Annotated in this window: 33 protein-coding genes; 28 read left to right on the plus strand and 5 right to left on the minus strand. The window is 36.8% G+C overall.

The window, feature by feature from the left end; all coding sequences use genetic code 11:
- Window positions 1–5 precede the first annotated feature (5 nt).
- The 7 genes from ftsY (at window position 6) to rplS (ending at window position 5,491) form a co-directional block, all read left to right on the plus strand.
- The gene (gene ftsY / locus IV86_RS02485; RefSeq protein ID WP_002833573.1) at window positions 6–1,226 is read left to right on the plus strand and encodes a signal recognition particle-docking protein FtsY; all 1,221 of its coding nucleotides are present in this window, start codon (window positions 6–8) and stop codon (window positions 1,224–1,226) included.
- 5 nt (window positions 1,227–1,231) lie between these two features.
- On the plus strand, window positions 1,232–1,573 hold the full coding sequence (locus IV86_RS02490; RefSeq protein ID WP_002833574.1) for a putative DNA-binding protein: 342 nt from the start codon (window positions 1,232–1,234) through the stop codon (window positions 1,571–1,573).
- Between the two features lie 17 nt (window positions 1,574–1,590).
- Window positions 1,591–3,021 (plus strand): signal recognition particle protein, encoded by a 1,431-nt coding sequence (gene ffh, locus IV86_RS02495; protein WP_002833575.1) that lies wholly within the window; start codon window positions 1,591–1,593, stop codon window positions 3,019–3,021.
- Between the two features lie 365 nt (window positions 3,022–3,386).
- The gene (gene rpsP / locus IV86_RS02500) at window positions 3,387–3,659 is read left to right on the plus strand and encodes a 30S ribosomal protein S16 (RefSeq protein WP_011673297.1); all 273 of its coding nucleotides are present in this window, start codon (window positions 3,387–3,389) and stop codon (window positions 3,657–3,659) included.
- A gap of 74 nt (window positions 3,660–3,733) precedes the next feature.
- Window positions 3,734–4,249 (plus strand): ribosome maturation factor RimM, encoded by a 516-nt coding sequence (gene rimM, locus IV86_RS02505; RefSeq protein WP_002833577.1) that lies wholly within the window; start codon window positions 3,734–3,736, stop codon window positions 4,247–4,249.
- A complete protein-coding gene (trmD, locus tag IV86_RS02510) occupies window positions 4,249–4,986 on the plus strand; it encodes a tRNA (guanosine(37)-N1)-methyltransferase TrmD (protein WP_002833578.1) in 738 nt (245 codons plus the stop codon). The genes rimM and trmD overlap by 1 nt, the downstream gene beginning before the upstream one ends.
- Window positions 4,987–5,131: 145 nt before the next feature.
- Window positions 5,132–5,491 (plus strand): 50S ribosomal protein L19, encoded by a 360-nt coding sequence (gene rplS / locus IV86_RS02515; RefSeq protein WP_002833579.1) that lies wholly within the window; start codon window positions 5,132–5,134, stop codon window positions 5,489–5,491.
- Between the two features lie 420 nt (window positions 5,492–5,911).
- On the opposite strand, the gene IV86_RS02520 is transcribed toward rplS, so the two are convergent.
- The gene (locus IV86_RS02520) at window positions 5,912–6,235 is read right to left on the minus strand and encodes a heavy metal-binding domain-containing protein (RefSeq protein WP_002833580.1); all 324 of its coding nucleotides are present in this window, start codon (window positions 6,233–6,235) and stop codon (window positions 5,912–5,914) included.
- Window positions 6,236–6,275: 40 nt separating this feature from the next.
- Window positions 6,276–6,608: a DsrE family protein gene (locus tag IV86_RS02525; protein WP_002833581.1), complete on the minus strand. Its 333-nt coding sequence runs from the start codon at window positions 6,606–6,608 to the stop codon at window positions 6,276–6,278.
- Window positions 6,609–7,048: 440 nt separating this feature from the next.
- On the opposite strand from IV86_RS02525, the gene fabZ reads away from it, so the two are divergent.
- The 14 genes from fabZ (at window position 7,049) to IV86_RS02595 (ending at window position 19,318) form a co-directional block, all read left to right on the plus strand.
- A complete protein-coding gene (fabZ, locus tag IV86_RS02530; protein WP_002833582.1) occupies window positions 7,049–7,471 on the plus strand; it encodes a 3-hydroxyacyl-ACP dehydratase FabZ in 423 nt (140 codons plus the stop codon).
- A 13-nt stretch (window positions 7,472–7,484) separates the two neighbouring features.
- Window positions 7,485–8,444: a beta-ketoacyl-ACP synthase III gene (locus IV86_RS02535; protein ID WP_002833583.1), complete on the plus strand. Its 960-nt coding sequence runs from the start codon at window positions 7,485–7,487 to the stop codon at window positions 8,442–8,444.
- Between the two features lie 38 nt (window positions 8,445–8,482).
- Window positions 8,483–8,722 (plus strand): acyl carrier protein, encoded by a 240-nt coding sequence (gene acpP / locus IV86_RS02540; protein WP_002833584.1) that lies wholly within the window; start codon window positions 8,483–8,485, stop codon window positions 8,720–8,722.
- 17 nt (window positions 8,723–8,739) lie between these two features.
- Window positions 8,740–9,672, plus strand: a complete 933-nt coding sequence (locus tag IV86_RS02545) for an ACP S-malonyltransferase (RefSeq protein WP_002833585.1) — start codon at window positions 8,740–8,742, stop codon at window positions 9,670–9,672.
- Window positions 9,673–10,401, plus strand: a complete 729-nt coding sequence (gene fabG / locus IV86_RS02550) for a 3-oxoacyl-ACP reductase FabG (RefSeq protein WP_029257878.1) — start codon at window positions 9,673–9,675, stop codon at window positions 10,399–10,401.
- An 18-nt stretch (window positions 10,402–10,419) separates the two neighbouring features.
- On the plus strand, window positions 10,420–11,646 hold the full coding sequence (gene fabF / locus IV86_RS02555; protein ID WP_002833587.1) for a beta-ketoacyl-ACP synthase II: 1,227 nt from the start codon (window positions 10,420–10,422) through the stop codon (window positions 11,644–11,646).
- Between the two features lie 5 nt (window positions 11,647–11,651).
- Window positions 11,652–12,089, plus strand: coding sequence for an acetyl-CoA carboxylase biotin carboxyl carrier protein (locus tag IV86_RS02560; protein WP_002833588.1), 438 nt, complete (start codon window positions 11,652–11,654; stop codon window positions 12,087–12,089).
- Window positions 12,089–12,502, plus strand: coding sequence for a 3-hydroxyacyl-ACP dehydratase FabZ family protein (locus IV86_RS02565; protein ID WP_002833589.1), 414 nt, complete (start codon window positions 12,089–12,091; stop codon window positions 12,500–12,502). Before IV86_RS02560 ends, IV86_RS02565 begins: the two co-directional genes overlap by 1 nt.
- A gap of 17 nt (window positions 12,503–12,519) precedes the next feature.
- Window positions 12,520–13,887, plus strand: coding sequence for an acetyl-CoA carboxylase biotin carboxylase subunit (locus IV86_RS02570; protein WP_029257879.1), 1,368 nt, complete (start codon window positions 12,520–12,522; stop codon window positions 13,885–13,887).
- The gene (locus tag IV86_RS02575) at window positions 13,877–14,707 is read left to right on the plus strand and encodes an acetyl-CoA carboxylase carboxyltransferase subunit beta (RefSeq protein WP_002833591.1); all 831 of its coding nucleotides are present in this window, start codon (window positions 13,877–13,879) and stop codon (window positions 14,705–14,707) included. Before IV86_RS02570 ends, IV86_RS02575 begins: the two co-directional genes overlap by 11 nt.
- A 13-nt stretch (window positions 14,708–14,720) precedes the next feature.
- A complete protein-coding gene (gene accA, locus IV86_RS02580; protein ID WP_002833592.1) occupies window positions 14,721–15,488 on the plus strand; it encodes a carboxyltransferase subunit alpha in 768 nt (255 codons plus the stop codon).
- 16 nt (window positions 15,489–15,504) lie between these two features.
- Window positions 15,505–16,263 (plus strand): enoyl-ACP reductase FabI, encoded by a 759-nt coding sequence (gene fabI, locus IV86_RS02585; protein WP_056979360.1) that lies wholly within the window; start codon window positions 15,505–15,507, stop codon window positions 16,261–16,263.
- A gap of 351 nt (window positions 16,264–16,614) precedes the next feature.
- A complete protein-coding gene (locus IV86_RS02590) occupies window positions 16,615–17,991 on the plus strand; it encodes an amino acid permease (RefSeq protein WP_002833594.1) in 1,377 nt (458 codons plus the stop codon).
- A 160-nt stretch (window positions 17,992–18,151) separates the two neighbouring features.
- Window positions 18,152–19,318: a hydroxymethylglutaryl-CoA synthase gene (locus IV86_RS02595; RefSeq protein ID WP_002833595.1), complete on the plus strand. Its 1,167-nt coding sequence runs from the start codon at window positions 18,152–18,154 to the stop codon at window positions 19,316–19,318.
- Window positions 19,319–19,357: 39 nt separating this feature from the next.
- Here IV86_RS02595 and IV86_RS02600 read toward each other — a convergent pair whose 3' ends face one another.
- Both IV86_RS02600 and lexA read right to left on the minus strand, forming a co-directional pair.
- Window positions 19,358–19,957 (minus strand): hypothetical protein, encoded by a 600-nt coding sequence (locus IV86_RS02600; protein WP_011673312.1) that lies wholly within the window; start codon window positions 19,955–19,957, stop codon window positions 19,358–19,360.
- Between the two features lie 78 nt (window positions 19,958–20,035).
- Window positions 20,036–20,665, minus strand: coding sequence for a transcriptional repressor LexA (lexA, locus tag IV86_RS02605; protein WP_002833597.1), 630 nt, complete (start codon window positions 20,663–20,665; stop codon window positions 20,036–20,038).
- A gap of 133 nt (window positions 20,666–20,798) precedes the next feature.
- On the opposite strand from lexA, the gene IV86_RS02610 reads away from it, so the two are divergent.
- Together IV86_RS02610 and IV86_RS02615 are read left to right on the plus strand one after the other, a co-directional pair.
- Complete coding sequence (locus IV86_RS02610; RefSeq protein ID WP_002833598.1) at window positions 20,799–21,047, plus strand: DUF896 domain-containing protein; 249 nt, start codon at window positions 20,799–20,801, stop codon at window positions 21,045–21,047.
- A gap of 70 nt (window positions 21,048–21,117) precedes the next feature.
- Entirely contained in the window at window positions 21,118–21,339 is a 222-nt protein-coding gene (locus tag IV86_RS02615) for a YneF family protein (protein WP_002833599.1), read from the plus strand.
- Between the two features lie 11 nt (window positions 21,340–21,350).
- Here the strand turns inward: IV86_RS02615 and IV86_RS02620 are convergent, their stop codons facing one another.
- Window positions 21,351–21,995, minus strand: a complete 645-nt coding sequence (locus IV86_RS02620) for a lysophospholipid acyltransferase family protein (RefSeq protein ID WP_029257926.1) — start codon at window positions 21,993–21,995, stop codon at window positions 21,351–21,353.
- 74 nt (window positions 21,996–22,069) lie between these two features.
- Between IV86_RS02620 and IV86_RS02625 the strand changes: the two genes are divergently transcribed.
- The 5 genes from IV86_RS02625 (at window position 22,070) to tsf (ending at window position 26,137) form a co-directional block, all read left to right on the plus strand.
- Window positions 22,070–22,825 carry a tRNA1(Val) (adenine(37)-N6)-methyltransferase gene (locus tag IV86_RS02625; RefSeq protein WP_002833602.1) on the plus strand — a complete coding sequence of 252 codons (756 nt, stop codon included), beginning with the start codon at window positions 22,070–22,072 and terminating at the stop codon, window positions 22,823–22,825.
- On the plus strand, window positions 22,806–23,093 hold the full coding sequence (locus IV86_RS02630) for a GIY-YIG nuclease family protein (protein WP_002833603.1): 288 nt from the start codon (window positions 22,806–22,808) through the stop codon (window positions 23,091–23,093). The genes IV86_RS02625 and IV86_RS02630 overlap by 20 nt, the downstream gene beginning before the upstream one ends.
- Window positions 23,094–23,213: 120 nt before the next feature.
- A complete protein-coding gene (locus IV86_RS02635; RefSeq protein ID WP_029257927.1) occupies window positions 23,214–24,209 on the plus strand; it encodes a D-2-hydroxyacid dehydrogenase in 996 nt (331 codons plus the stop codon).
- Window positions 24,210–24,360: 151 nt separating this feature from the next.
- Window positions 24,361–25,143: a 30S ribosomal protein S2 gene (gene rpsB, locus IV86_RS02640; protein WP_002833605.1), complete on the plus strand. Its 783-nt coding sequence runs from the start codon at window positions 24,361–24,363 to the stop codon at window positions 25,141–25,143.
- Between the two features lie 115 nt (window positions 25,144–25,258).
- Complete coding sequence (tsf, locus tag IV86_RS02645) at window positions 25,259–26,137, plus strand: translation elongation factor Ts (RefSeq protein WP_002833606.1); 879 nt, start codon at window positions 25,259–25,261, stop codon at window positions 26,135–26,137.
- Window positions 26,138–26,204: the final 67 nt, after the last annotated feature.

Consider the following 26,204-nt stretch of genomic DNA (forward strand, 5'->3'; position numbering starts at 1 on the left):
TAATAATGGCATGGTTTTTTGGTAGAAAAAAGAAAAAAGAACAAAAGGTTGAACAAGACCCAACTTCACAGGTTCAATCTGAATCAATTAGTACAACAGTGAAGAAGGATTCTTTAAGTGAGACTCATTCAGAGAGTCAAAGTACAATTGCGTCACAGGCTGCTGTTGAAAAGCCAGTCCAAGCAGTAGAAACAAATCCAATTGAGGAGCCCACTTCTTCAACAGAAGGAGCTTCGACGTCTGAACTTAAAACTGAAACACAGACTAGTTCAGCTCCAGATAATGGGTTGGATGAAGCAGAACGCTATGACCGCGGTTTAGAACGTTCAAGAAAATCATTTGGACAAAAATTATCAGCCTTATTTACGAATTTTTCTGGAGTAGATGAAGATTTTTATGATGATTTGGAAGAAACATTAATCGAAGCTGATGTCGGATTTGATACAGCACTTGAAATCAGTGAGGAAGTTCGGGATGAAATCGAATTTGAACATGTTTCAGATCCTGACCAAATTTCTCAATTAATAGTTCGTCGCTTAGTGGCTCTGTATACTAGAAATGGTAGTGCAGAAGATAATCATTTGGTCTTTAGTAAGGAGGGTCCAACCGTATTCCTCTTTGTAGGTGTCAATGGCGTTGGGAAGACAACTAGTATTGGAAAAATGGCCGCCCGCTTTAAAGGACGTGGACGTAAAGTCTTGCTTGCAGCCTGTGATACATTCCGGGCAGGAGCAATCCAACAGTTGCAAGAATGGGGCAAACGCGATGGAGTCGATGTGGTGGCTGGTAAAGAGCAATCAGATCCTGCTTCAGTAGCTTTCGAAGCTGTTAAAAAAGCTAAAGAAGAAAATTACGATTTATTACTAGTTGATACAGCTGGTCGTCTTCAAAACAAGGTTAATTTGATGAACGAATTGGATAAAATTAAGCGTGTAATTAGTCGTGAAATTCCAGATGCTCCGCAAGAAACGTTGTTAGTTTTGGATTCAACTACAGGACAAAATGCCCTAACACAGGCTAAGGCATTTTTAGAAACTACGAATGTTACAGGGATTATTTTAACTAAGTTAGATGGAACGGCTAAAGGTGGAATTGTGTTAGCAATTAGAAATCAATTACATTTAGCAGTTAAATACGTTGGTTTAGGAGAGACGGTGGACGATCTTAGTCCATTTAATCCAGAACAATACGTAAGTGGACTCTTTAAGGGTCTAATGGAAGATTAACGCCAATGGAAATCGAAAAAAATAATCGCATTAATAGCTTGTTGGAATTTTATGAACAGTTATTGACTCCAAAACAAAAGGAGTATATAACACTGTATTATGCGGACGATTATTCATTGGGGGAAATCTCCGAAGAATTTCAGGTCAGTCGGCAAGCCGTGTATGATAATATTAAAAGGACGGTAAATATTTTAGAGAAGTACGAGCAGCAACTTCATTTGTTAAGTAATTTTGAAGTGCGTAATGCAAAATTTGATCAAATTCGTGCTTATATTAATCAAAAATATCCGGAAGATACTGAATTAAAACACTTTTTAGATGATCTCGAAAAAAGTGAAGAAGAATAAAGACGGAGGGGCTTTAAATGGCTTTTGAGGGTCTAACTGAACGATTACAAAAAACTTTCACTAATTTAAGAAAAAAGGGTAAAGTTACTGAGGCTGATTTACGCGATACTATGCGTGAAATTCGCTTAGCGTTGCTAGAGGCCGATGTTAACTTTAAAGTAGTTAAACAATTTGTTAAAACCGTCCGAGACCAAGCAATTGGCTCAGATATTTTAGATGGACTAAATCCTGCTCAGCAAATTGTGAAGTTGGTTAATGATGAATTAATCAAGATGATGGGAACAGAAGATGCACCATTAAATAAGTCTCCCAAAATTCCAACAATTATTATGATGTCTGGTTTACAAGGGGCTGGTAAAACAACTACCACTGGTAAATTAGCATTAAAACTTAAAAATGAACAAAAAGCTCGTCCACTTTTGATTGCGGCCGATGTTTATCGTCCAGCAGCGATTGATCAGTTGGTTCAAGTTGGGCAACAAATAGATGTTCCGGTTTATCAAGAAGGTACAGATGTTAACCCCGTTGATATTGTGCGCCATGGTTTGGAACAGGCTGCTGAAAATAAAAACGATTATGTTTTTATTGATACAGCTGGTCGTCTACAAATTGACGAAAAATTAATGCAGGAATTGGCTGATATTAAAGCGTTGGCTCATCCAGATGAAATCCTCTTGGTTGTTGATGCAATGACCGGTCAAAACGCCGTTAACACTGCGGAAGGATTTAATGAAAAATTAGATATTACTGGGGTAATCCTAACTAAGTTAGATGGTGATACCCGTGGTGGTGCTGCATTGTCGATTCGCTCAGTCACTGGTAAGCCAATTAAGTTTGTTGGTCAAGGTGAAAAGATGGAAGATTTAGATGTTTTCCATCCTGATCGAATGGCTTCCCGTATTTTAGGTATGGGTGACATGTTAACTTTGATCGAAAAAACCCAAAAAGATTTCGACCAAAAGCAAGCAGCTGAAATGACTCAAAAGATTCGCGAAAACACATTCGACTTTAACGATTTCGTGGATCAATTGAATCAAGTTCAAAATATGGGACCAATTGAGGATATCATGAAAATGATTCCAGGTATGGCTAATAACCCAGCTATGCAAAATGTGAATGTGGACCCTAAGGATCTTGAGCACACCAAGGCGATTGTATATTCCATGACCAAAGCTGAGCGTGAAAATCCAGATCTTCTAAATCCTAGTCGCCGTCGTCGGATTGCGGCTGGATCCGGACGTCCTGTGGTTGAAGTCAATCGGATGATTAAACAATTTAATCAAATGAAGAAAATGATGAACCAAATGTCAAAAGGAAACTTTAACGGCATGGAAGGTATGTTAGGAAATGGAATAAAGGGTAAGTTGTCGAAGATGGCAATGAATTCCATGATTAAGAAAAATAAGAAAAACAAAAAGAAGCGGATGAAGAAAAATAAACGACGCTAAAAATTAAGAGGTTTGGTTATACAACTAAACCTCTTTTTTGTTTTCTAATAAAAGATACTAGGATTTCTACTAAAAGTATGGAAATAGTACCCTAGAAAAATTAATGCCCAAAATAAATGAATCAAAAACAGAAATGATTGGTATAGGGCGTTATTTACATGAGCATCCAGAACGGTAACGGTCTTTATGTGCCGGCGAGGATGCTTTAGCGATACAAGAAGATAACGAGCGGTCATTTAAGTCTAATAAAAAACGTTAAATTTAATTAAATGGGAGTTTTTTCGATCTGTTAAGGAAAAACACTTTACATCTATTCGATTTACTGGTATATTATTACTCGTGATTAAATAGTTGGAGGTGTCATTATGTCTGTAAAGATCCGTTTGAAACGTATGGGTTCAAAGAAGCGTCCTTTCTACCGTGTCGTAGTCGCTGACTCACGTTCACCACGTGATGGTCGTTTTATTGCCCAAGTAGGAACATACAATCCATTAACAGAACCAGCTTCAGTTAAACTTGAAGAAGAAGAAATCTTAAACTGGTTAAACAATGGTGCACAACCTTCTGATACAGTTAAAAATATTTTCTCTAAAGCAGGAATTATGAAGAAGTATCACGAAGCTAAGTATACAAAATAGGTCATACCTGAACGAAGGGCGTCGATAAAACATTAGTTTTATTACGGCCTTCTTTTTGTATCGGAGGATAAAAGATGAATTACTTTAATGTAGCAAAAATTGTCAATACCCGCGGTTTACGCGGTGAACTAAAAGTTATCTCATATACCGATTTCCCAGAAGAGCGCTTTAAATCTGGTGCTGAACTACAAATTTTTAAGACTGAAAAAGACGAAGTTCCTGTTCAAACTGTAACGGTTAAAAACGCTAAAGAATATAAGGGCTCATTTATCGTTACTCTTGAAGGAATGAATTCCATTAACGATGTTGAAAAGTTTAAAGGGATGATTTTGAAAGTTGAAGAAAACCAACTCCAAGATCTTGAAGAAGGAGAATTTTATCTTCATCAAATTATCGGATTAGATGTTATTGAGAATGACCAAAAAATTGGAACCATCAAAGAAGTTCTATCGTATGGTCCTAATGATGTTTGGGTAGTTAAACGGCCCAATCAAAACGATTTGTTGCTTCCATATTTAAAAGATGTAATTTTAAATGTTGATTTGGAGCAAGGAGCAGTTCAAGTTAGTGTTCCAGAGGGGTTAGATTAATGAAAATTGATGTTTTAACCTTATTTCCTAAAATGGTAGAAGTTCCATTGCATGAATCCATTGTTGGTAAAGCAATTGAATCCGGTAAGTTAAATGTTGACGTTACTGATTTTCGACAATATTCCACTAATAAACATGGAAATGTCGACGATTATCCATATGGAGGCGGAGCAGGGATGCTGCTAACACCGCAACCTATTTTTGATGCGATGGAGCATGTTAAGAGCCAAAATAACCAATCCACTGGACGAGTTATTTTAGTTGATCCTGGTGGCAAGCAATTTAACCAAACGATGGCTGAAGATTTTGCTAAAGAAGAACATCTGACATTTATTTGTGGACATTACGAAGGCTATGATGAGCGGATTAAAACACTTATCGATGATGAAGTATCCTTGGGAGACTTTGTAATTACTGGTGGTGAGTTAGCTGCGTTAACCATGATTGATGCTACAGTACGTTTATTACCTGACATATTGGGAAATAAAGATTCTGCAGTCGATGATTCATTTTCAACGGGTCTACTTGAATTTCCACAATATACGCGACCTGAAGATTTTCGAGGGCTGAAGGTTCCATCAATTTTGTTGAGCGGAAATCATGGAAAAATCGATGAATGGCGACGGACAGAGTCTTTAAAAAAGACACTTGCAAGGCGCCCCGATCTGTTAGAAACAGCTCAGTTAACACCGGAAGATAAACAAATCTTACGAGAACTTCAAACACCCGATTTATAAAATCGTTATAGACTATTAAGTCCAAAATAATTTTGCACTTAATAATAGAATATGTTAGGATATTAATTGGTTTAAAAACCAACAATAACAATGTTCCGCTGGCTCCGGGTGAGTTAATGAAGATTGGCGAAGGGAAGATTTTTAAATGAATCTATTAATTGATAAGATTACAAAGGACCAACTACGTAGTGATATTCCTGAATTCCGTGCAGGAGATACTGTTAGAGTACATGCTAAGGTTGTTGAAGGTGACCACGAACGTATCCAATTGTTCGAAGGTGTAGTTATCAAACGCCATGGTAGCGGTATTAGTGCTACATACACTGTTCGTAAGATCAGTAACGGTGTTGGTGTGGAACGTACATTCCCACTACATTCACCACGTGTTGCTAAAATCGAAGTTATCCGTCATGGTCGTGTACGTCGTGCTAAACTTTACTACCTACGTGCATTACATGGTAAGGCAGCTCGTATTAAGGAAGACCGTCGTAAGGCTTTCAAATAAAGAGCAAATAATTAAAGAAGATGAGTTGAAATCCAAGAGGGTTTTGATTCATCTTTTTTTTTGCCACACTAAGAAAAATTAATATAACTATTTTAAATAACTCGTAAAAAGGGTAATGATTATTTTGTTTTTCGCAGAAAAGTACGTTATGAAAAATGTTCCTCTGGTGGTGGCATTCTTAGTGTTATCTTTGAGTTGAGTATTGTGGTAAACAAAATGAGTCTAAAAATATGGTAAGTGAAACTTTAGAGGTAGAATTAACTTCTAAAGACATTCGCGGGCAAGTTTAATTAGATATTTAGGTATAGATTATCCTGATAAACTAACGGATCATGATAGCTTGTTTGAAAATCAAAAAGTATCACTGGAATAAAAAAGGAAGTTTCTGCGTAATTTACGGAGAAACTTCCTTTTTTTAATTTATTTAAACTTAACTGCCGTACCATAGGCAGCCACGGACTGCATATCTGTACCAATTGATCCAGAATCAAAGCGCATCATCACGACTGCATCTGCGCCCATTTTCATCGCATTTTCTCGAAGGCGATCGACTGCAATATTGCGGGATTCATCCAACATTTTAGTGTAGTCTTTAATCTCGCCACCAATAATATTTTTTAAACCAGCGCCAATATTACGGAAAATGTCTTTAGATTGGGTAGTTAACCCAAAGACTTCTCCTAAAACAATATATTCCTGTCCAGGAATTTTTTCAGTAGTTGTAACTAAAATTTCGTTTTTCATTATGATTTCTCCTTAGGATAAAAGTTCATTTAGGTAATTACTAGGGCCTTAGGTAATGAAACCCCAAGGCTTGCTTCTCAACTAATTCTACGACCCCGGAAGCCACAATGGTGGAATTGTTAAGCAAATCCTCCGTGGTAATTTTCCGCTGGGTTAACGAATTTTGACAAACTGCAAGCATTATCTGAGACGTGAGAGCATGATGAATCTTTTCTGCTTCTTTGCTATTGGCTTTAACGCCCATCACAGCATCACCATTGACTAAGAGCTCAATCTGATTACTGGGAGCAGGGTAAGCTTGTTCTAAATGGTTTAGATTATTTAAAACCATTGGCCACTTCGCCATTTCATCAATATGGACGATGATTTTCATAAAACTATTCTCCTTAGTAGATTAAGATTAAAAATTAGAATAATAGATAATCATAGTATACCGCTAATAATCTTGGTTAAGCTACTGATAACGCGCGTTACACAAACGTTGTTTTTGTATTCAATTGCTTTAGTAGAGGGGGAAAATGATTAATAGGCTGCACAAACCGCATGAAATAGGGATTTCTAGTACACGGGGTTAACTAATATGGCTGTGATTTATGAAAACGTTTTTAACATCGTGAAAAAGCTGTAAAGTGTTGATATGTAGGTCTTTTTAGCCTTAGTGATAAAAATAAATTTTTTACTATTATTATTTTTTTTGATTGCGAAAAGACTAAATACCGATTATTCTTTTTATTATTCCAATAACGTTGGAGTACAGATCATTAATTACTAGGAGGAAATAATAATTTGAGTATTTTAAATACAACAGAGATTATGGAACTAATTCCTAATCGTTACCCCATTCTATTCATGGACTATGTTGATGAATTAGAACCTGGAAAATCAATCGTGGCGACTAAAAACGTCACAATCAACGAAGAATTTTTCCAAGGACATTTTCCTGGTAACCCGGTTATGCCTGGAGTTTTAATCATTGAATCTCTAGCACAAGCTGCATCAATCCTGATTCTAAAATCAGAAGAATTTGCAGGTAAGACAGCATATCTAGGTGCCATTAATGGTGCTAAATTTAGACAGATCGTCCGTCCTGGTGATGTTTTAAAACTTCATGTTGAAATGATCAAGAAAAAGAGAAACATGGGTGTTGTTGAAACATTTGCAATGGTCGGTGATAAAAAAGTTTGCCAAGCAGAACTAACATTCATTGTTGGAGCAACTGATAAGAAAGATAAATAGTCGGTGAATTGCAATGGGATTGAGAATAATTGATTCAGCACTATCTATTCCTAAAAAAGTCGTTACTAACGATGATTTAACTAAAATACTGGATACGTCAGATGAATGGATTTCAAAAAGAACGGGAATCAAGCAACGCTATCAAGCCGTTGAAGAAACTACTTCTTCAATGGCGATAGAAGTCGCTAAACAGCTCTTAGAGAAATCTAAAACGGATCCAAGTGAAATTGATTTGATTGTCGTGGCAACGATGTCACCGGACTATATGTCGCCATCTGTTGCAGCTATAGTACAAGGGAGCATTGATGCAACCAATGCAATGGCTTTTGACATTAGCGCCGCATGTAGCGGTTTTGTGTACGGCATGAGCATTGTTAATAATATGCTTCATGGAGGAAAGTTTAAGAAAGCAATCTTAATTGGTGCGGAAAAACTAACCCGGTTGCTAGATTGGACGGACCGTAGTACAGCCGTTTTGTTCGGTGACGCAGCGGCTGGTATTTTGGCTGAAAATGATTCTTCGAACTCTTCATATTTAATCAACGAAAAATTGAATACATATGGGAATATGGGCCAGTATCTAACGGCTGGAAACGTAGCAGCCTTAGATGACCCAGCACAATCGTATTTCTTCCAAATGAACGGACGTAAAGTTTACGAATTTGCCACTAAACGAGTTCCTGAATCAATTTTGACAGTTCTTCATGAAGCGAACATTGATCCTAGTGAGGTAAAGTATTTCTTACTTCATCAAGCAAATGAACGTATTGTTAAAAGCGTTGCGAAAAAGTTAGATCTATCAATGGATAAATTTCCAGTCAATATTGGTCGCTTCGGTAACACCGCAGCAGCCAGTGAACCCGTCTTGTTAGCAGAAATGTTAGCAGATGGAAAAATTAATCGCGGTGACATTATCGTCTTCAGCGGCTTTGGCGGGGGCTTAACCGTCGGAACAAATGTTATCAAATATTAAAAAAATAAATTAAATTATATTCTCGGAGGAATAATATTATGACTAAAGAAGAAGTATTCACAAAGGTACAAGCAGTAATCGCAGAACAATTGGAAAAAGACGCAGACAAGATCACTATGGAAACAAGTTTTTCAGAAGACTTGGACGCTGATAGCTTAGACATTTTTGAAGTTGTTGACAAGTTAGAAGATGAATTTGATATCGATATTGATACAGACGAAAATATGGATACTGTTGGCAAGTTAGTTGATTACGTTAGCGAAAACATCGATAAGTAATTAAAAAGGGGTAAATGATGGTTAAAGCGGCTTATTTATTTAGCGGACAAGGACAACAATTTGAAGGGATGGGAATGGATCTGTATCAAACAGAGCCGGCCTATCGAGCATTAGTTGATGAAGCTAGTCAAATTTTAGGTCAAAATTTTGCTAAACAAGATGTTATTGATAATGAAGAAAATTTACAATTATCAATTGTTATTTTGAGTTTAGGAATTGCACGAATTCTTAGCAGTGAAAAGATTGCACCGCAGAAGTTCTTGGGGCTTAGCTTAGGTGAATATTCCGCTTTGATTGCCGCAAATGGTTTTTCAATTGATGAAGGTTTAAAAGTTCTTGAAGATCGTTCAAAATACATGGCTGAAGCAGGGAAACTAAATCCAGGCCAAATGGTAGCAGTTTTAAATGCCAGTGATGATGTGATGAACGAGGCAATGCATGCTGCCCGAGAGTTTGGTAAGGTTTATCCAGCAAATTACAACACACCTAAGCAAACGGTTTTCGGTGGCGATGCCGCTGGAATCAACAAGTTTAGTGCACTATTAAAAGCTGCTGGAGTTAAGCGGGTTGTTCCAATTAAGATGAGTGTGGCATCACACACACCATTTATGCAAATGGCTAGTGATAACTTGAAGACCCGTTTGGAAAATGTCACAGTAGCTCAACCGAATGTGCCAGTAATTAGCAATACGATCAAGACTGAATTTACTAAAGCTAATATTAAACAAACCCTTCCAGACCAGTTGGTAAACCCAACTTATTTCACGGATTGTTTAGCTGTAATTGAGGCAGATCCAATCGATTGTTTGGTAGAAATTGGTCCTGGCAAAGCGCTCAGTGGATTTGCTAAAAAAACTCTCAAGAACAAAGACTTACCAATTTTCAATGTTTATGATGTTGAAACACTACAAAAATTACGGAACTATCTTTCAAAGCAGGAGGCTAATTAAGTGATTATTAAAGATACAGTGGCAGTTGTTACTGGTGGAACTCAAGGAATCGGATTAGCAATCGCAATGGATTTAGCTAAGAAAGGTTCAAAGGTTTTTGTTACTGCTCGCCATGATATTTCGGATGATGCAGTAAAAGAACAAATTCAAGGACTTGATATCAACTTTAAAGAACTTGACATTCGTGATGATGCAAAGATTGGCGAATTGTTAAACGACATTAAAGAAGAATTTGGTCACTTAGATATTATTGTAAATAATGCTGGAATTACAAAAGATAAGTTACTAAGTCGAATGTCAGTTGAAGATTTTAATGACGTAATTGCAACTAACTTAGTTGGTACATTTTCAATGACAAAATATGCCATGAAAATTATGCAAAAACAACGTTCAGGCAACATTGTCAATATCTCAAGTATTTCGGGAACTCATGGAAATGTTGGACAAGCTAACTATTCAGCAAGTAAAGCTGGAATTGTTGGTCTAACAAAAACTACAGCTCGTGAAGGTCTTTTGAGAAATATTAGATGTAATGCTGTGGCTCCAGGGATGATTGAAACAGCCATGACTGGAAAATTAAGTGAAAAGGTTCGTGAAAAAACAGAAGAAATGATTCCGATGCACCGTTTCGGTCAACCAGAAGAAATTTCTTCAACAGTAGCTTTTTTACTTGAAAATGATTATATAACTGGTCAAGTACTTACCGTTGACGGTGGAATGACCCTTTAGGTTTTTGAGGAGGAAAAAATGGGTAGACGAGTAGTAGTAACAGGCATGGGAGCTTTGACTCCTCTTGGAAATGATCGAGAATCCTTCATTCAAGGACTAAATAGTTCAAAAGTTGGAATCGATAAAATTACACATTTTGATGCCGAACCAACAGGTATCACGGTTGCCGGTGAGGTTAAGGACTTTGATCCAACTGTTAGAATTGAAAGAAAAATTGCGAAACGGATGGATGCATTTTCTCAATATGCTCTATATTCTGCCGTTGAAGCAATGGAACAAGCTGATTTTAAAGAAGGTGAGTTAGATCCTTACCAAGTCGGTGTAATTTATGGTTCAGGAATTGGTGGATTAACTACCATCCAAGAACAAGTCATTAAAATGGATCATAAAGGGCCAAGACGGGTTTCACCATTATTTGTAACTAACTCAATTACTAACATGGCAGCTGGGAACATTTCAATGTATTTCAATGCAAAAAATACCAGTCAAGCAATCGTTACTGCTTGTGCTAGCGCAAATAATGCAATTGGAAATGCATTCCACCATATCAAAAATGGTTACGCAGATGTTATGATTACAGGTGGTTCAGAATCATCAATTAATGAAATTGGAATCGCTGGTTTCGCTTCATTAACTGCATTAACTGCATCAGAAGATCGTTTACGTGCCTCAATTCCATTTGATAAGGATCGCAATGGTTTTGTAATGGGTGAAGGAGCAGCTACTTTAATCCTTGAAGACTACGACCATGCTAAAGCACGTGGTGCTAATATTTTAGCTGAAATCGTTGGTTACGGTATGACAAGTGATGCTTTCCATATGACCCAACCAGATCCTGAAGGTCGCGGTGCCATTCGTGCAATGCAAATGGCAATGGACGAAGGTGGCATTAAAGCCAATGATATTGATTATATCAATGCTCATGGTACCAGTACGCATGCTAACGATAGTGCAGAATCAAAAGCTATCGAAAGCATCTTTACTGAAAACGACCATTATAAGGTAAGTAGTACTAAGTCAATGACTGGTCATTTGCTTGGTGCGGCTGGAGCAATTGAAGCTGTTGCAACTATTGCAGCACTTCAAAATGGTATTATGCCAGTTAACGTAGGTTTAGAAACTAAAGACCCTGAAGTTAACATTCCATTAGTTACAGAAGATAACCGTAAGGCTTCTGTTAACTATGCCTTGAGTAATTCATTTGGTTTTGGTGGACATAACGCTGTATTAGCATTCAAGAGGTGAAAATGTTGACTGAAATAGATTTAGAAAAGTTATTAACCAAATTAGATAAATCATCATTCACGTCATTCGAAATGACTGAAGGTGATTTTAGCATTAAAGTAAAAAAAGAAACTACTCAAGTAGTTCAACCAGTAGCAACGGTTAATGCCGTTGCTACTGACGTTGAAGCAACTTCTGAAATAGCGGATGCTAACCTAGAAGAGATTAAGGCTCCGTTCGTAGGGGTGGTCTATTTTGCACCTTCAGAAGGAGAAGATCCTTATATTAAGGTTGGCAGTCACATTTCAAAAGGCGATACTGTGGGCTTAATCGAAGCCATGAAGATGTTTAATGAAGTTCATTCACCAGTTGATGGTGAAGTCGTAGAACTCTTAGTTGAAAATGGATCGATGGTTGAATATGATCAACCAATTGCTCGTGTTCGTAAAGTTGGAGATAATTAATGGAAATTAATGTTCAAGATATTATTCCTCAACGTCCTCCTTTTCAAATGATTGATCAATTAGTTGATCTTGAAGCAGGAAAAAAGGCGGTCGCTGAAAAGAAAGTTACCATCAATGAATGGTTTTTTAATAATGGCAACGAGCTCTGCATGCCTGAGCCACTCTTAGTCGAGGCTTTAGCACAAACGGGAGCTTGTGCACTTTTATCAAACGAAGAATTTGTTGGAAAAAATGCTTTCTTTGGCGGAATTAAACAAGCTGAATTTTCAAATAGAGTTGTTCCTGGCAATCGACTTACTTTAACGGTTGAATTAACCAAAATGAAAAGACAAATTGGTACTGGTCATGGGGTTATTGTTAATGAAAATAACGAACTGATCTGTGAAGCTGATTTAACTTTCATTGTGGGCTAGGAACAGGGAGGCTATCTATGTTTCAAAAGGTTTTAGTTGCTAATCGTGGTGAAATCGCGGTCCAAATTATCCGTGCCTTACACGAAATGGATATTGCTGCAGTTAGTGTCTATTCTACAGCTGATGAGAATAGTTTATTCGTTAAATTAGCGGATGAAGCCGTCTGCATTGGAGGGCCTCAACCTGCTGATTCATATTTAAACATGTTTAATATTATCAGTGCTGCCGTCTTAACTGGCTGTGACGCGATTCATCCAGGTTACGGATTTTTATCCGAAAATGCGGAATTCGCTCGTTTATGTAAAGAAAGCAATCTGGTATTTATTGGACCGCACTATAAAACCATTGACTTGATGGGAAATAAGTCTCGAGCGCGTGAGACGATGATTAGTGCGAATGTTCCGGTTATTCCGGGAAGCAACGGCATGGTTCGCGATTTAGAGAATGCCATGGTGGTGGCTAAGCAAATTGGTTATCCAATTATGCTTAAAGCTGCTGATGGTGGTGGCGGAAAAGGGATTCGTCGAATTAATTCGTCAGAAGACCTTAAGAAAGCTTATCAAGAAGCGAAGCGGGAAGCTGAAACTTCTTTTGGTAATTCTGATTTATATATTGAAAAAATCATTGAAAATGCTAAACATATTGAAATGCAAGTTATTGCAGATCAGTTTGGTCATTATGTATTTTTACCTGAACGTGATTGTTCGCTGCAACGAAATAACCAGAAAGTAATTGAAGAAACGCCATGCGCCACTATTTCACATTCTGAACGCGAAAGTTTAGGTGATATTGTAGTTCGGGCTGCAAAGGCCATCAATTATTATAATACTGGTACAATTGAGTTTTTGATGGATGAAAATCATAATTTTTATTTCATGGAAATGAATACTCGACTTCAAGTTGAGCATACAGTTACTGAAGAGGTAACGGGAATTGAATTAATCAAAGAACAAATTAAGATTGCTGAAGGATTGAAACTTGATTTCAGCCAAGCAGACGTTGAAATTTTAGGCCATGCAATTGAATGTCGAATTAATGCCGAAGACCCAAGCAATGGTTTTATGCCATCGGCGGGGACCATTAAGCATCTATTTTTCCCAGATGGAACAATGGGTGTACGCATTGATTCGGGAATTACATATGGTAGCATGATCCCACCATTTTACGATTCAATGATTTCAAAAATAATTGTTAAAATGCCAAATCGGGTTCAAGCGACTAGAAAAATGCGTCGTGTTTTAGATGAATTTGAAATCGAAGGTGTAACTTCAAATAAGGCATTCTTAGAGGCTTTACTAGTTGATAAGGGATTTGAACAAGGATTGTTTACGACTAAATATATTGAAAATGTCTTTTTGAAAGAGTGGTTAAGTAATGCAAAATAAATTCTCACTTCCTACTCAAGATGAAATTGTTAAGCGATTGAAGAAAATTCCAGAAGGTTTGTGGCGCGAATGTTCTAATTGTCACGAAAAGTTTTATTACCGTCGCGCAGGGGTTTATGAAGTGTGTCCTAATTGTGGGTATGGTGCACGGCTAGGTTCTCGTAAACGAATCAAATTACTTTGTGATGAGTTTGAAGAATGGGACAAAGCAATGGCTACTGATCCTACTAATATAGACGATGAAAAGTACAAAAAGAAACTGGCTACAGGGATTAAAACGACTCACGTTAATGAAAGTGTCCTCACAGGAAAAGCTAAAATTGGTAACAATGAATTTGCTATTGGAGTGATGGATTCACGCTTTATCATGGGTAGTTTAGGTCAAGTGACGGGAAGTAAAATTGCACGAATGTTCCAGGAAGCGACTCGGCAACATCTACCAGTTATTATGTTTACTGCTTCAGGTGGGGCGCGAATGCAAGATGGAATTCATTCATTAATGCAAATGGCCAGAGTTTCTGATGAAGTTGCTCGTCATAGTGCGGAAGGCTTATTATACATTGCAGTTATAACCGATCCTACTACAGGTGGAGTTACAGCTAGTTATGCCATGCAAGCTGATATTATTATTTCAGAACCAAAAACATTAATTGGTTTTGCCGGTCGCCGAGTGATTGAACAAACGATTAATCAGAAGCCACCTAAGGATTTTCAACAAGCCGAAACGTTACTTAAAAATGGATTCTTAGATGATATTGTTGAACGACCAAATTTAAAAGAATATTTGAATAATCTTTTAAATTTACATTCAGACAAGTAAGTAGGGATAAAAAATGGCAAAAACAGCATATGAAACAGTGACTGCTGCTCGCAGTAAGGATAAAGTTGCAACTGCTGATTTGATAAATAATATTTTCTCGAATTTTACGGAATTCCATGGAGACCGTCAATTAAGTGACGATCCTGCTGTGATTGGCGGAATTGCTCTATTGAACGGTACACCAGTAACCGTAATTGGTACCCAAAAAGGTAAAAATACCGCTGAAAATATTGAACGTCATTTTGGAACTGTTGAACCTGAAGGGTATCGAAAAGCAGTACGTCTAATGCAACAAGCTGAAAAATTTAAACGACCAGTAATTACATTTGTTAACACACCAGGGGCTTATCCAGGAATGGATGCTGAGTATCATGGTCAAGGTTCAGCAATTGCTAACAGTTTAATAGTGGGGATGGAACTTCGTGTCCCTTACATCAGTATTATTGTTGGTGAAGGTGGTAGCGGAGGTGCATTGGCTCTGGCTACCGGTGATACAGTTTGGATGATGGAAAATAGTATCTATTCAGTTTTATCACCTGAAGGTTATGCTTCAATCGTTTGGAAGGATTCTAAACGTGTTATTGAAGCTTCTGAGGCTTTAAAATTAACTCCAGAACATTTACTTGAAGATGGAATTATCGATAAAATTGTTCCAGAAGTTGTTGATCAAACTAGTACACAAAATTTAAAACAAATGTTAGTTACAGAAGTAAATCGTTTAAGTCAATTTTCAGCTGATGAACTCGTGCAGCGACGACATGAACGATTTAGTAAATTCTAGAAGAGGGGTTATGCAGTTGGAAGGAATTCTTAGTGGAAAAACCATTGTCATTATGGGTGTAGCGAATAAGAACAGTATTGCTTGGGGTTGTACAAAAGCAATCATGGATCAAGGCGCAAAAGTTGTATTAACTTACCAAAATGACCGGATAAAAAAAAGTTTAAATAAAATTGTGGATGATTCAATCGCATTGGTTGAATGTGATGTTTCAGAAGATGCCAATATTGAAAAGGCCTTTAAACAAATTGAAGATAAATTTGGTAAGGTTGATGGTATTATTCATGCGATTGCCTTTGCTGACAAGGAAACTCTTGAAGGTGGCGTTTTAAATACCAAAAAAGAAGGTTACAATCTAGCTCAAGATGTTAGTGCTTACTCATTGATTGCTGTTTCACGCTATGGTGCGGAAATCATGAACGAAAAAGGTAGTATTGTGACGCTTACATACTTCGGCTCAACTCGTGCAATTCCTAACTACAACATGATGGGAATTGCTAAAGCTTCACTTGAATCCAGCGTACGCTACTTGGCAAGTGATTTAGGTGACCGTCATATTCGAGTTAATGCTATTTCAGCTGGTGCAATTAAGACACTTGCTGTTACAGGTATCAAGCATCATCGTGACTTGCTTAAAGAATCTCAAAGCCGTACAGTCGATGGTGAAAATGTAAGTACTAGTGAAGTTGGAAATATCGCCGCATTCCTTGTTAGTGATATGGCAACTGGTGTAACCGGTGATGTTATTTACGTTGATAAAGGCGTACATTTAATTTAAGCTAAATAAAAAGATTAAGGTGGTTACCTTAATCTTTTTTTGTATCCTCAAATTGTCAGATATAGATAGATTTTTTGAGAAATTGACTAGATGTAATTGCGTTTATTAAAATTAAATGATATTATTCTAATAATAAGTGAAAGGGAGGTTGTTATATGAGTCATCAAGTTAAATATTTTGCTAATGTTAATGTAACAACCACTACCTCAACCACCATCCTGTCTGGTTGAGTGTTTTGAGGTGCTTTCCAATTAAAATTTGGTTAACAAACAAAACCACCCAATCAGAATTCAGTGCCTACTAGCATTGATACTGATTCGGTGGTTTTTTATATTTTGAGGAGGAAGAACAATGAAGGAAGATTTACCGCAGTTAAAACGATCACTTACATCAAACCAAATGCAAATGATTGCATTAGGAGGAACCATTGGTGTGGGATTATTCATGGGATCCTCATCGACAATTAAGTGGACGGGACCATCAGTGTTGCTAGCATATGGCTTTGCGGGGTTAATATTGTACCTAGTTATGCGTGCTTTAGGGGAGATTTTATATGTAAACCCAAGCACCGGTTCCTTTGCTGATTATGCAACCAACTATATTCACCCCTTAGCAGGATATTTAACCATGTGGAGCAATATCTTCCAATTTATTGTAGTTGGGATTAGCGAAGTGGTTGCAGTTAGTCAATATTTGAATTACTGGTGGCCAAATTTACCAGGGTGGGTTTCTAGTGTGGTGGTAATTGCTACTTTAACGCTTGCTAACTTGGTTTCTACTAAAGCATACGGAGCGATTGAATTCTATTTTGCTTTAATTAAAGTGCTAACGATTATTTTAATGATTATTATTGGTGTTTTAGTGATTTTCATGGGCTTAGGTAATCATTGGCGCCCTGTAGGATTGAGCAATCTTTGGGCTCACGGGGGCTTTTTCACAGGTGGAGTTAAAGGATTCTTGTTTGCGTTATCAATCGTTGTAGGCTCTTACCAAGGAATTGAGTTACTTGGTATCACTGCTGGTGAAGCAGCTAACCCTAAAAAGGCCATTGTTGCTTCGGTAAAATCAATTGTTTGGCGAATTTTAATTTTTTATTTAGGAGCAATCTTTGTTATCGTAGCTATTTTTCCTTGGAATCAATTGGCTACGGTAGGTTCTCCGTTTGTGGAAACTTTTTCAAAAGTAGGAATTACCGGAGCGGCTGGAATTATCAATTTTGTTGTTTTAACTGCGGCAATGTCAGGAACCAATTCTGGAATTTATAGTGCTAGTCGAATGTTGTATAAACTATCTCAAGAAGGAAAGGTACCTAAGATTTTTGGTAAATTATCCAGTCATCGAGTTCCATCTGTAGCAATCTTGACCATATCTTTTGGAATTTTGTTAGGGATTATCTTAAATATCTTCTTATCTTCATTCAAAGGAGGAGCTGTTAACCTATTTGTGCTGATATATAGTTCGAGTGTGTTGCCGGGGATGGTTCCATGGTTTGTTATCTTACTTTCTGAATTACGCTTTCGCCGTGCTAACCCAGAAATAATTCAAAATCATCCTTTTGTAATGCCGCTTTATCCCATGAGTAATTACTTAGCGATTATCTCGTTACTTTTGATTGTAGTTTTTATGTTCATCAATCCAGACACGAGGGCATCAGTTACAGTAGGATTTGTTTTTCTAATGGTTTTAACGATTAATTTTATAATTAAATTCCGCCGTAAACGGGGCTAGAAAAAATTCAGAAAGCTAAAGTTCTAAAGCTTTTAATATTTTAAAGGAAAAGATATTGCTAAGGTTTACCTAAGAAATAAGCTGAACTTTGATAAACAGATAGGGGTCTGCTAAAATTTAATAGATAAAAAATTTAGGATTAAGCTTTGGAGGATTGGTTTTGAAAATTGGAATTGATAAGATGAGCTTTTTTACGAGTGATTTATATTTACCGATGGAGGATCTTGCAAAGGCTCGTAACGAAGATCCGAATAAATACTTGATTGGTATTGGACAATCAAAACAAGCTGTAATCCGAAATTCACAAGATTCAGTAACACTAGCAGCTAATGCAGCATTAAAAATAGTAGATGATAACGAAAAAGAAAAAATTGATTTGATTTTGTTCGGTACTGAATCTGGTGTAGATAATTCTAAATCAGGAGCAATCTACTTACAGTCATTATTAGGAATTAACTCATCAGCGAGTGGTGTTGAGCTAAAGCAAGCTTGTTTTGGTTTAACTGCCGGAATTCAAATGGCAATGGGGCATATTGCTTTACACCCGGAAAGTCGAGTTTTACTAGTAGGATCGGATATTGCTCGCTATGGAATTGGTACATTAGGAGAAAAAACTCAAGGTGGAGGAGCAATCGCGATAATTATGAGCGCTAATCCTCATCTCCTTGAAATTGGAACGCAAAGTGCCCATTTAACTAAGGATATTATGGATTTTTGGCGTCCATTAAATCGTAGTGAAGCGTTAGTTGATGGTAAGTATTCATCAGCCGAATTTATTAATTTCTTCAAAGAAACCTTCGAAAATTACCTCGAAAAAACGGGCGAAGAGATTGATAAATTTACCGCTCTTGTTTTTCATTTACCTTACACTAAGATGGGGCTTAAAGCTTTAAGAAGCGTAATTGAAGACCTAGATAATGATGATTTAAAAGAACGTTTATTAGAACATTTTGAGGAGAGTCGTTATTTGAATCGTGAGGTAGGAAATTTATATACAGGTTCATTGTATCTGAGTCTGTTGTCATTATTACATGCCCGCAATTTAAAAGCAGGCGACCAAATTGGCTTGTTTAGTTATGGTTCTGGTGCAGAAGGTGAGTTTTATTCTGCTAAAGTCGTTGAAGGATATGAAAAGTATGTTACAGATGAAGAAATTGCATTTTTGGATCAAAGAACTTCAGTCTCAGTGGCTGAATATGAACAAATCTATCGTAGTTTTATGAAACCTCAAACAGCGGACTACAGAACTGAATTTGAAAACGATCCTGCACCATTTGTTTTGAAGGGACAACAACAACAACAACGGATTTATGAAAAAGTAAATTAAAAAAATAGCAACTTGGGTTTAAACCTAAGTTGCCATTTTTTATGAGAAGATGCTGTAAACAATTTTACCGTCTTTCGCGATAATCATCGCTTTATTTTTGTCAGGTTGATTTAATTGAACGGCATATCCCTTACCAAGTTCTTTTTTGAGGGATTTTGAAACCTCAACAAATTTATCTTGGATATCTTTAAAATTACTATTACTCATTTGGTCAGGATTTTCGATCAACTGATTGAAAACTTTTTTAGTGTCTTTATCGGTTGCTGAAACACTAAATGTTTTGGCAGATGGATCATATGTAACAGTACCAAACGATTTAAAAGATTTAGTAAGACTAGCCTGGACTTGTTGCACCTGTTGGGCCTTAGATGAAGAGGCAACACTTTCGCTTTTAATCATTTCCAACTTATCGTCCTTCAAGCTTGATTTTTTACTAGCAATTAAAGTTGAGTTGGTCTTAGAGCCAGAACTTTTATGTGAAGTTTCCATCACATTTCTTGCTGAGAAAATAACAACAGCAAGGGGGATAATCACTAAAAGTGAGCTTAAAAAAATGGAGCCTCGGTTCCTAATTGATGAATAAAATTGAAAAAATCCAAGTAATAATGTAATTGATGCTAAAACTAAAACGTAAAGCATAGTAACCCTCCAAAATGATTTATCGCATTAACAATAGTATGCTTTGAAAAACATAATAAATCAATAGGAAAGTCACATCTAGTAGATGTTATCTCTAAATAAACCAACAACTTTACCGAGGATAGTCACGTTGTCCAAAATAATTGGGGCCATCGTATCATTTTCTGGTTGAAGTCGAATGTGATCGGATTCTCGATAGAATCGTTTGCAAGTTGCTTCATTTTCATCAGTCATAGCAATTACAATGGTGCCATTGTCGGCTGTAGATTGTTTTCTAACAATAACTTGATCACCAGATAAAATACCGGCATTAATCATACTTTCTCCTCGGATGGTAAGCATGAACAAATTACTACTATCATTTTCGTACTCTGGAGGAACAGGGAAGAAATCTGTAGCTTCTTCAACAGCCAAAATTGGTTCACCGGCAGTAACTACTCCCAGTAAGGGAATAGTAGGATTTTTATCTTGTACTCCTAAAGCGTCTAAACCTAATTTTGTTACCTCTAGAGCTCGGGGCTTAGTAGGATCCTTTTCTAAAAAGCCGTTTTTTTGTAAACGATCAATGTGTCCATGAACAGTGGAAGTAGATGATAGTCCAATGGCACTACCAATTTCACGCACTGTAGGTGGATATCCTTGAGCGTTAACTGTTTTATAAATATATTCCAGAACGCTGAGTTGCTTAGTGCTGATATTTTTTGCCATTTTTTCACCTCATAAATATTTGTTGTTATTTTATCATAAAAAAGCCTAATACTCAAACAAACGTTCGCCTTAAAAATTGAAATTAAGAGCTTTCCATAGTATGATTAAACTACTAATAACGGAGGGATTTATTATGGCCGATCAAGAAATGCAAAAATTAATTAAGAGAATCAATGAACTTGCTAAAAAAGCAAAAGAAGAAGGGCTTAGTGACTTAGAGATTATCGAGCGAAAAGATCTGCGTCAAAAATATTTGAAGAAGTTCCGAGAGAGTTTCAGAAGTCAAGTTGAAATGATGCAAATTTTTGATAAAGAAGGCAAAGAAGTCACACCTGAAAAGGTAAAAGAAGTTCAACGAAAAAAGGGCTTACGTGACGATTAGAACGGGGCTTTTGTTTTTAGCCGTTTTTGTGTAAAATGAATAGGTAAGTCGTTGGTAAGGAGGATTGTAAATGTCAACTGGAATTTGGATTATGATTGTAATCATCGCATTGCTTGTTGGTGCAGTTGGTGGTTTCTTCTTTGCTCGTCGTTACATGGAGAATTATTTGAAGAATAACCCCCCAATTAACGAGGATATGCTTAGAACAATGATGCTTCAGATGGGTCAAAAGCCATCACAAAAGAAGCTCCATCAAATGATGACTGCGATGCAAAATCAATCTAAGAAATAAAAAAACGTCCATTATTTGGACGCTTTTTTTGTTTCTTTATTCGAAATGTCAATGTATTTAAACGTAGGATCAACTTCATTATCAAGTTTAACAAAAGCATTGTTTAATTCTTCTTCTAGCATTGCTAAGTTTTCGTCATTCATTTTCGTTTTACGATCAATAGTAATCGGTTCACCAAAGTTGATATGAATCTTTTGACGAGTAAATAGTCCTTTAAAGGTTAATGGTCCTTGATAAATAGCTGGTACAATGGGGACGTTAGCTAATTTGGCAATTACGAAAGCACCATTTTTAAGCTCTTGGGAATGTCGAGTTCCTGAAGGAAAAATAATGGTTGATAATTCTCCCTTTTTTAAAATCTTAACCGGGGTTTTAATGGCTGAAGGACCCGGATTTTGACGATCAACAGGAAAAGCATTTAATTTAGTAATTAACCAGCTTAAAAACCGATTTTGAAAGAGTTCCTTTTTAGCCATAAAAGAAAATCTTTGCGGATAAGCAGCTAGGGCATATAGCACTGGATCAAACCACGTGCGGTGGGGAGCTACTAACACATAACTACCTTCTGGTAAACGTTCTGAGTTGTGTACATCAGGTTTCCCATTAATAAGAAATATCAATGAAGAAACAAAGTGTTTAATAAATGAATAAAACATAAGATAACCTGTACTTTCATATATTTATTAATTTGATTATATTATGAAGTATTGGTAAAGAAAAGGAGTTTTAAATGCAAGTTGAGTTAAAAAGTGACGAGCGAATTGATCAATTATATCGCGATGATATTCAGATTATTCAAAGTCCATCAGTATTTTCATTCTCACTTGATGCGGTATTATTAGCCAATTTTGCTGAGGTTAAAAAGGCTAGTAAGACTAAAATTGTCGATCTTTGCTCTGGAAATGGAGCAGTGGGTTTATTTCTTTCAAAAAAGACTGCCGGCCATGTGACAATGGTTGAGATTCAGTCACGATTAGCAGAGATGGCAATGCGGAGTATTCAGTTGAACGATTTAACTGACCGTTATGATGTTTACAACATGCCGTTGAAAGATGCGTTAACAAAAATTAATGCTGATTCCATAGATAACATTGTTTGTAATCCACCTTACTTTGAAGATTTACCTAGTAGCAAGAAAAATCCCAATGAACATTTGGCACTTGCTCGGCATGAATTAACGACTTCATTAGAGGAAGTTCTTCAGGTGAGTCAAAAGATGTTAAAAATGAACGGAAAATTATTTTTGGTACATAGACCGGATCGACTACCTGAAATTTTAACCAAATTAGTTAAAAATCGATTGGCACCTAAACGAATTCAATTTGCACATTCTCACGCAGGAGATGAAGCTAATATGGTTTTAATCGAAGCGATTAAAGACGGTAAGCCTAATGGAACTAGAATCTTACCACCAATAGTTATTTATGAGGGGTTGGAATACTCTAAAGCAATTAAGGAGTTATTATATGGAAATTCCACTGACTAACGGATTTTATTTTTATGTTTTACGCTGTGCGGATAACACTTTATATGGTGGCTATACCATAAATCTTATTAACCGCGTTGAACGCCATAATAAGGGACAAGGTGCCAAATATACTAAGGCTCGAAGACCAGTTCAATTAATTTATTTTGAATCGTTTGATAATCAGCATGACGCAATGTCTGCAGAATATCAGTTCAAGCAACGAACGCGAAGTAGTAAAATTAAATTTCTTAAAAAGAACGGTATTTCATTAACAAATTTAAAATAATAGTGGTACAGTTAAGGCGATTAACGACTAATTTAATAGTTTGAATACTGTAATATTTTTTGAATCATGATACAGTATGTAAAACAAATTATTTAGCCAAGTCTGAGAGGAGAATTTTTGATGAAAATTATTGCTTATGGCATTCGAGATGACGAAAAACCTTACCTAGAAGAATGGGTTAAAGATAATAAAATTGAAGTAAAGGCTGTTAGCGAATTGTTGGACTCCAACACGATTGAACAAGCTAAGGGTTATGACGGAGTTGTTGCATATCAACAGAAACCTTATACAGATGATTTGTTCGATAAAATGAATGAATTCGGGATTCATGCCTTTTCGCTTCGTAACGTTGGTGTTGATAATGTTCCAGTTGAGGCTTTAAAGCGAAATAATATTAAGATTACCAATGTTCCAGCGTACTCTCCAATGGCGATTGCAGAACTTTCAGTAACCCAACTCCTAGCTTTAATTCGTCGAATTCCAGAATTTGATGCTAAGATGGCTCGTGGTGATTTCAGATGGGAACCAGATATTGCTCTAGAACTTAACCAAATGACAGTGGGAGTTATTGGTACCGGAAGAATTGGGCGTGCGGCCATTAATATCTTTAAAGGCTTTGGAGCTAAAGTGATTGCTTATGATGTTTTCCGAAATTCAGAACTTGAAAAAGAAGGAATCTATGTTGACTCGCTTGAAGAACTTTATCGTCAAGTAGATGTTATTACCTTACATGTTCCCGCTTTAAAAGATAACTACCATATGTTAAATGATGAAGCGTTCGCACAGATGCATGATGGGGTATTTGTTCTAAATTTTGCTCGCGGTAGCTTGATTGACACGAAGGCATTACTTAAGGCTTTAGATAGTGGTAAGGTGGCTGGTGCGGCACTAGATACCTATGAAGACGAAGTAGGTGTTTTTGATGTGGATCACCAAAATGACCCAATCAATGATCCCGTATTTAATGATTTATACAGTAGACGTAATGTAAAAATCACACCACATGCGGCTTTTTATACTAAGCCAGCAGTTAAAAATATGGTACAAATTGCTCTTGAAAATAATAAAGCACTAATTGAAAAAGGTGCTGCAAAAAATGAAGTTAAGTTTGACTAATATTTAGCTTGAAATGCGACTTTAGTTAGGTTAAAATTATATTCGGCCTGTAGGTCAAAAACACACTTGATTGGAAGTTGACGGAGTGCTCAACTAGTTTGAGTCCCGAAACCGTAGATAATCAAGGAGGAAAAACTAGGAGGAAAATAACATGTCTGTTATTTCTATGAAACAATTGCTTGAAGCTGGTGTACATTTTGGACACCAAACACGTCGCTGGAACCCTAAGATGAAGCCATTTATCTTTACTGAACGTAATGGTATTTACATCATTGATTTACAAAAAACTGTTAAATTAATTGACAATGCATATAACTTCGTTAAAGATGTTGCTGCAAATGATGGTGTAGTTCTTTTTGTTGGTACAAAGAAGCAAGCACAAACTGCTATCGAAGAAGAAGCAAAACGTGCTGGTCAATACTTTGTTAACCATCGTTGGTTAGGTGGAACTCTTACAAACTGGAACACAATCCAAAAACGTATCAAGCGTTTGAAAGATTTGAAAGCAATGGAAGAAGACGGTACATTTGATCGTCTACCTAAGAAAGAAGTTGCTCTTTTGAACAAGCAAAAAGACAAGCTTGAAAAATTCTTGGGTGGTATCGAAGATATGCCTCATACTCCAGACGTATTGTTTGTTGTTGATCCTCGTAAGGAACAAATTGCTATCAAGGAAGCTCAAAAATTGAATATTCCTGTTGTAGCTATGGTCGACACAAACTCTGATCCAGATCAAGTTGATGTTATTATCCCATCAAATGATGATGCTATTCGTGCCGTTCGTTTAATCACTGCTAAGATGGCTGACGCTGTTATCGAAGGTCGCCAAGGTGAAGACGAAGAAGAAGCTTCACAAGAAGTCGCTGAAGGCGTAAGCAAGGACTCTCTTGAAGACTTGAAGAAGTCTGTTGAAGAAGGAAGCAACGAAGAATAATTATCACTTAGGCTGTCGTGATTTGAGACCTTTTAGGCCTGAGATTACGCGCGGCCTTTTTTTACGGAATCACAAATTGGTATTAGTAATATAAAAAGCTAAGGGGGCCATAAAAATGGCAAGTATTTCAGCTAAATTAGTAAAAGAATTACGCGATAAAATCGGTGTTGGTATGATGGACGCTAAAAAAGCACTTGTTGCTACAGAAGGTGACATGGACAAAGCAGTTGATTTTCTCCGTGAAAAAGGTATTGCAAAGGCTGCTAAGAAGAGTGACCGTGTTGCTGCTGAAGGTCTTGCAGATGTTGAAATGCATGACAACACAGCTGCAATTGTAGAAGTTAATTCAGAAACTGACTTTGTTGCATCAAACGATCGTTTCATCGACTTAGTTAAGGAAATTGCTTCACAAGTTGCACTTGAAAAACCTGCAGATGTTGATGCTGCTCTTAAATTGAAGTCACCAAAGGGTACTTTGAATGATGATATCATCGAAGCAACTCAAGTAATTGGTGAAAAGATTTCTCTTCGTCGCTTTGCTACTTTAGAAAAGGGTGAAAACGAACATTTCGGTTCATATCTTCACATGGGTGGTAAAATTGCAGCGCTTGTATTGCTTGAAGGTGCTGATGAAGAAACTGCTAAAGACGTTGCTATGCACGTTGCAGCTATCAACCCTAAGTATGTTAACCGTGACCAAGTACCTGCTGAGGTATTGGACCACGAACGTGAAGTACTTAGCAAAGAAGCTGAAGGTGAAGGCAAACCAGCTAACATCATCGAAAAGATGGTTACTGGTCGTTTGAACAAGTTCTTGGCTGAAATTAGTTTAGATGATCAAGAATATGTTAAAGATCCTGACCAAACAGTTGCTAAATATGTTGCTTCAAAGGGTGGTAAAGTTAAGTCATTTATCCGCTTTGAAGTTGGTGAAGGTATCGAAAAACAAACTGTTGACTTTGCTGAAGAAGTTCGTAAGGAAATGGGCCAATAAAACCCAGAGTTTTTGGATATTTAAAAAGCGAATTAATATGAGTTTAGCTCAATTAATTCGCTTTTTT

Source organism: Pediococcus pentosaceus (genome assembly GCF_001437285.1).
In the GTDB taxonomy this organism is placed as follows: Bacteria; Bacillota; Bacilli; order Lactobacillales; family Lactobacillaceae; genus Pediococcus; species Pediococcus pentosaceus.

What these genes read in the sequence shown, in the direction of transcription:
- ftsY (WP_002833573.1), top strand. Translation starts at nt 6, where the DNA reads ATGGCATGGTTTTTTGGTAGAAAAAAGAAAAAAGAACAAAAGGTTGAA.
- IV86_RS02490 (WP_002833574.1), top strand. Translation starts at nt 1,232, where the DNA reads ATGGAAATCGAAAAAAATAATCGCATTAATAGCTTGTTGGAATTTTAT.
- ffh (WP_002833575.1), top strand. Translation starts at nt 1,591, where the DNA reads ATGGCTTTTGAGGGTCTAACTGAACGATTACAAAAAACTTTCACTAAT.
- rpsP (WP_011673297.1), top strand. Translation starts at nt 3,387, where the DNA reads ATGTCTGTAAAGATCCGTTTGAAACGTATGGGTTCAAAGAAGCGTCCT.
- rimM (WP_002833577.1), top strand. Translation starts at nt 3,734, where the DNA reads ATGAATTACTTTAATGTAGCAAAAATTGTCAATACCCGCGGTTTACGC.
- trmD (WP_002833578.1), top strand. Translation starts at nt 4,249, where the DNA reads ATGAAAATTGATGTTTTAACCTTATTTCCTAAAATGGTAGAAGTTCCA.
- rplS (WP_002833579.1), top strand. Translation starts at nt 5,132, where the DNA reads ATGAATCTATTAATTGATAAGATTACAAAGGACCAACTACGTAGTGAT.
- IV86_RS02520 (WP_002833580.1), bottom strand. Translation starts at nt 6,235, where the DNA reads ATGAAAAACGAAATTTTAGTTACAACTACTGAAAAAATTCCTGGACAG.
- IV86_RS02525 (WP_002833581.1), bottom strand. Translation starts at nt 6,608, where the DNA reads ATGAAAATCATCGTCCATATTGATGAAATGGCGAAGTGGCCAATGGTT.
- fabZ (WP_002833582.1), top strand. Translation starts at nt 7,049, where the DNA reads ATGGAACTAATTCCTAATCGTTACCCCATTCTATTCATGGACTATGTT.
- IV86_RS02535 (WP_002833583.1), top strand. Translation starts at nt 7,485, where the DNA reads ATGGGATTGAGAATAATTGATTCAGCACTATCTATTCCTAAAAAAGTC.
- acpP (WP_002833584.1), top strand. Translation starts at nt 8,483, where the DNA reads ATGACTAAAGAAGAAGTATTCACAAAGGTACAAGCAGTAATCGCAGAA.
- IV86_RS02545 (WP_002833585.1), top strand. Translation starts at nt 8,740, where the DNA reads ATGGTTAAAGCGGCTTATTTATTTAGCGGACAAGGACAACAATTTGAA.
- fabF (WP_002833587.1), top strand. Translation starts at nt 10,420, where the DNA reads ATGGGTAGACGAGTAGTAGTAACAGGCATGGGAGCTTTGACTCCTCTT.
- IV86_RS02565 (WP_002833589.1), top strand. Translation starts at nt 12,089, where the DNA reads ATGGAAATTAATGTTCAAGATATTATTCCTCAACGTCCTCCTTTTCAA.
- IV86_RS02570 (WP_029257879.1), top strand. Translation starts at nt 12,520, where the DNA reads ATGTTTCAAAAGGTTTTAGTTGCTAATCGTGGTGAAATCGCGGTCCAA.
- IV86_RS02575 (WP_002833591.1), top strand. Translation starts at nt 13,877, where the DNA reads ATGCAAAATAAATTCTCACTTCCTACTCAAGATGAAATTGTTAAGCGA.
- accA (WP_002833592.1), top strand. Translation starts at nt 14,721, where the DNA reads ATGGCAAAAACAGCATATGAAACAGTGACTGCTGCTCGCAGTAAGGAT.
- IV86_RS02590 (WP_002833594.1), top strand. Translation starts at nt 16,615, where the DNA reads ATGAAGGAAGATTTACCGCAGTTAAAACGATCACTTACATCAAACCAA.
- IV86_RS02600 (WP_011673312.1), bottom strand. Translation starts at nt 19,957, where the DNA reads ATGCTTTACGTTTTAGTTTTAGCATCAATTACATTATTACTTGGATTT.
- lexA (WP_002833597.1), bottom strand. Translation starts at nt 20,665, where the DNA reads ATGGCAAAAAATATCAGCACTAAGCAACTCAGCGTTCTGGAATATATT.
- IV86_RS02610 (WP_002833598.1), top strand. Translation starts at nt 20,799, where the DNA reads ATGGCCGATCAAGAAATGCAAAAATTAATTAAGAGAATCAATGAACTT.
- IV86_RS02615 (WP_002833599.1), top strand. Translation starts at nt 21,118, where the DNA reads ATGTCAACTGGAATTTGGATTATGATTGTAATCATCGCATTGCTTGTT.
- IV86_RS02620 (WP_029257926.1), bottom strand. Translation starts at nt 21,995, where the DNA reads ATGTTTTATTCATTTATTAAACACTTTGTTTCTTCATTGATATTTCTT.
- IV86_RS02625 (WP_002833602.1), top strand. Translation starts at nt 22,070, where the DNA reads ATGCAAGTTGAGTTAAAAAGTGACGAGCGAATTGATCAATTATATCGC.
- IV86_RS02630 (WP_002833603.1), top strand. Translation starts at nt 22,806, where the DNA reads ATGGAAATTCCACTGACTAACGGATTTTATTTTTATGTTTTACGCTGT.
- IV86_RS02635 (WP_029257927.1), top strand. Translation starts at nt 23,214, where the DNA reads ATGAAAATTATTGCTTATGGCATTCGAGATGACGAAAAACCTTACCTA.
- rpsB (WP_002833605.1), top strand. Translation starts at nt 24,361, where the DNA reads ATGTCTGTTATTTCTATGAAACAATTGCTTGAAGCTGGTGTACATTTT.
- tsf (WP_002833606.1), top strand. Translation starts at nt 25,259, where the DNA reads ATGGCAAGTATTTCAGCTAAATTAGTAAAAGAATTACGCGATAAAATC.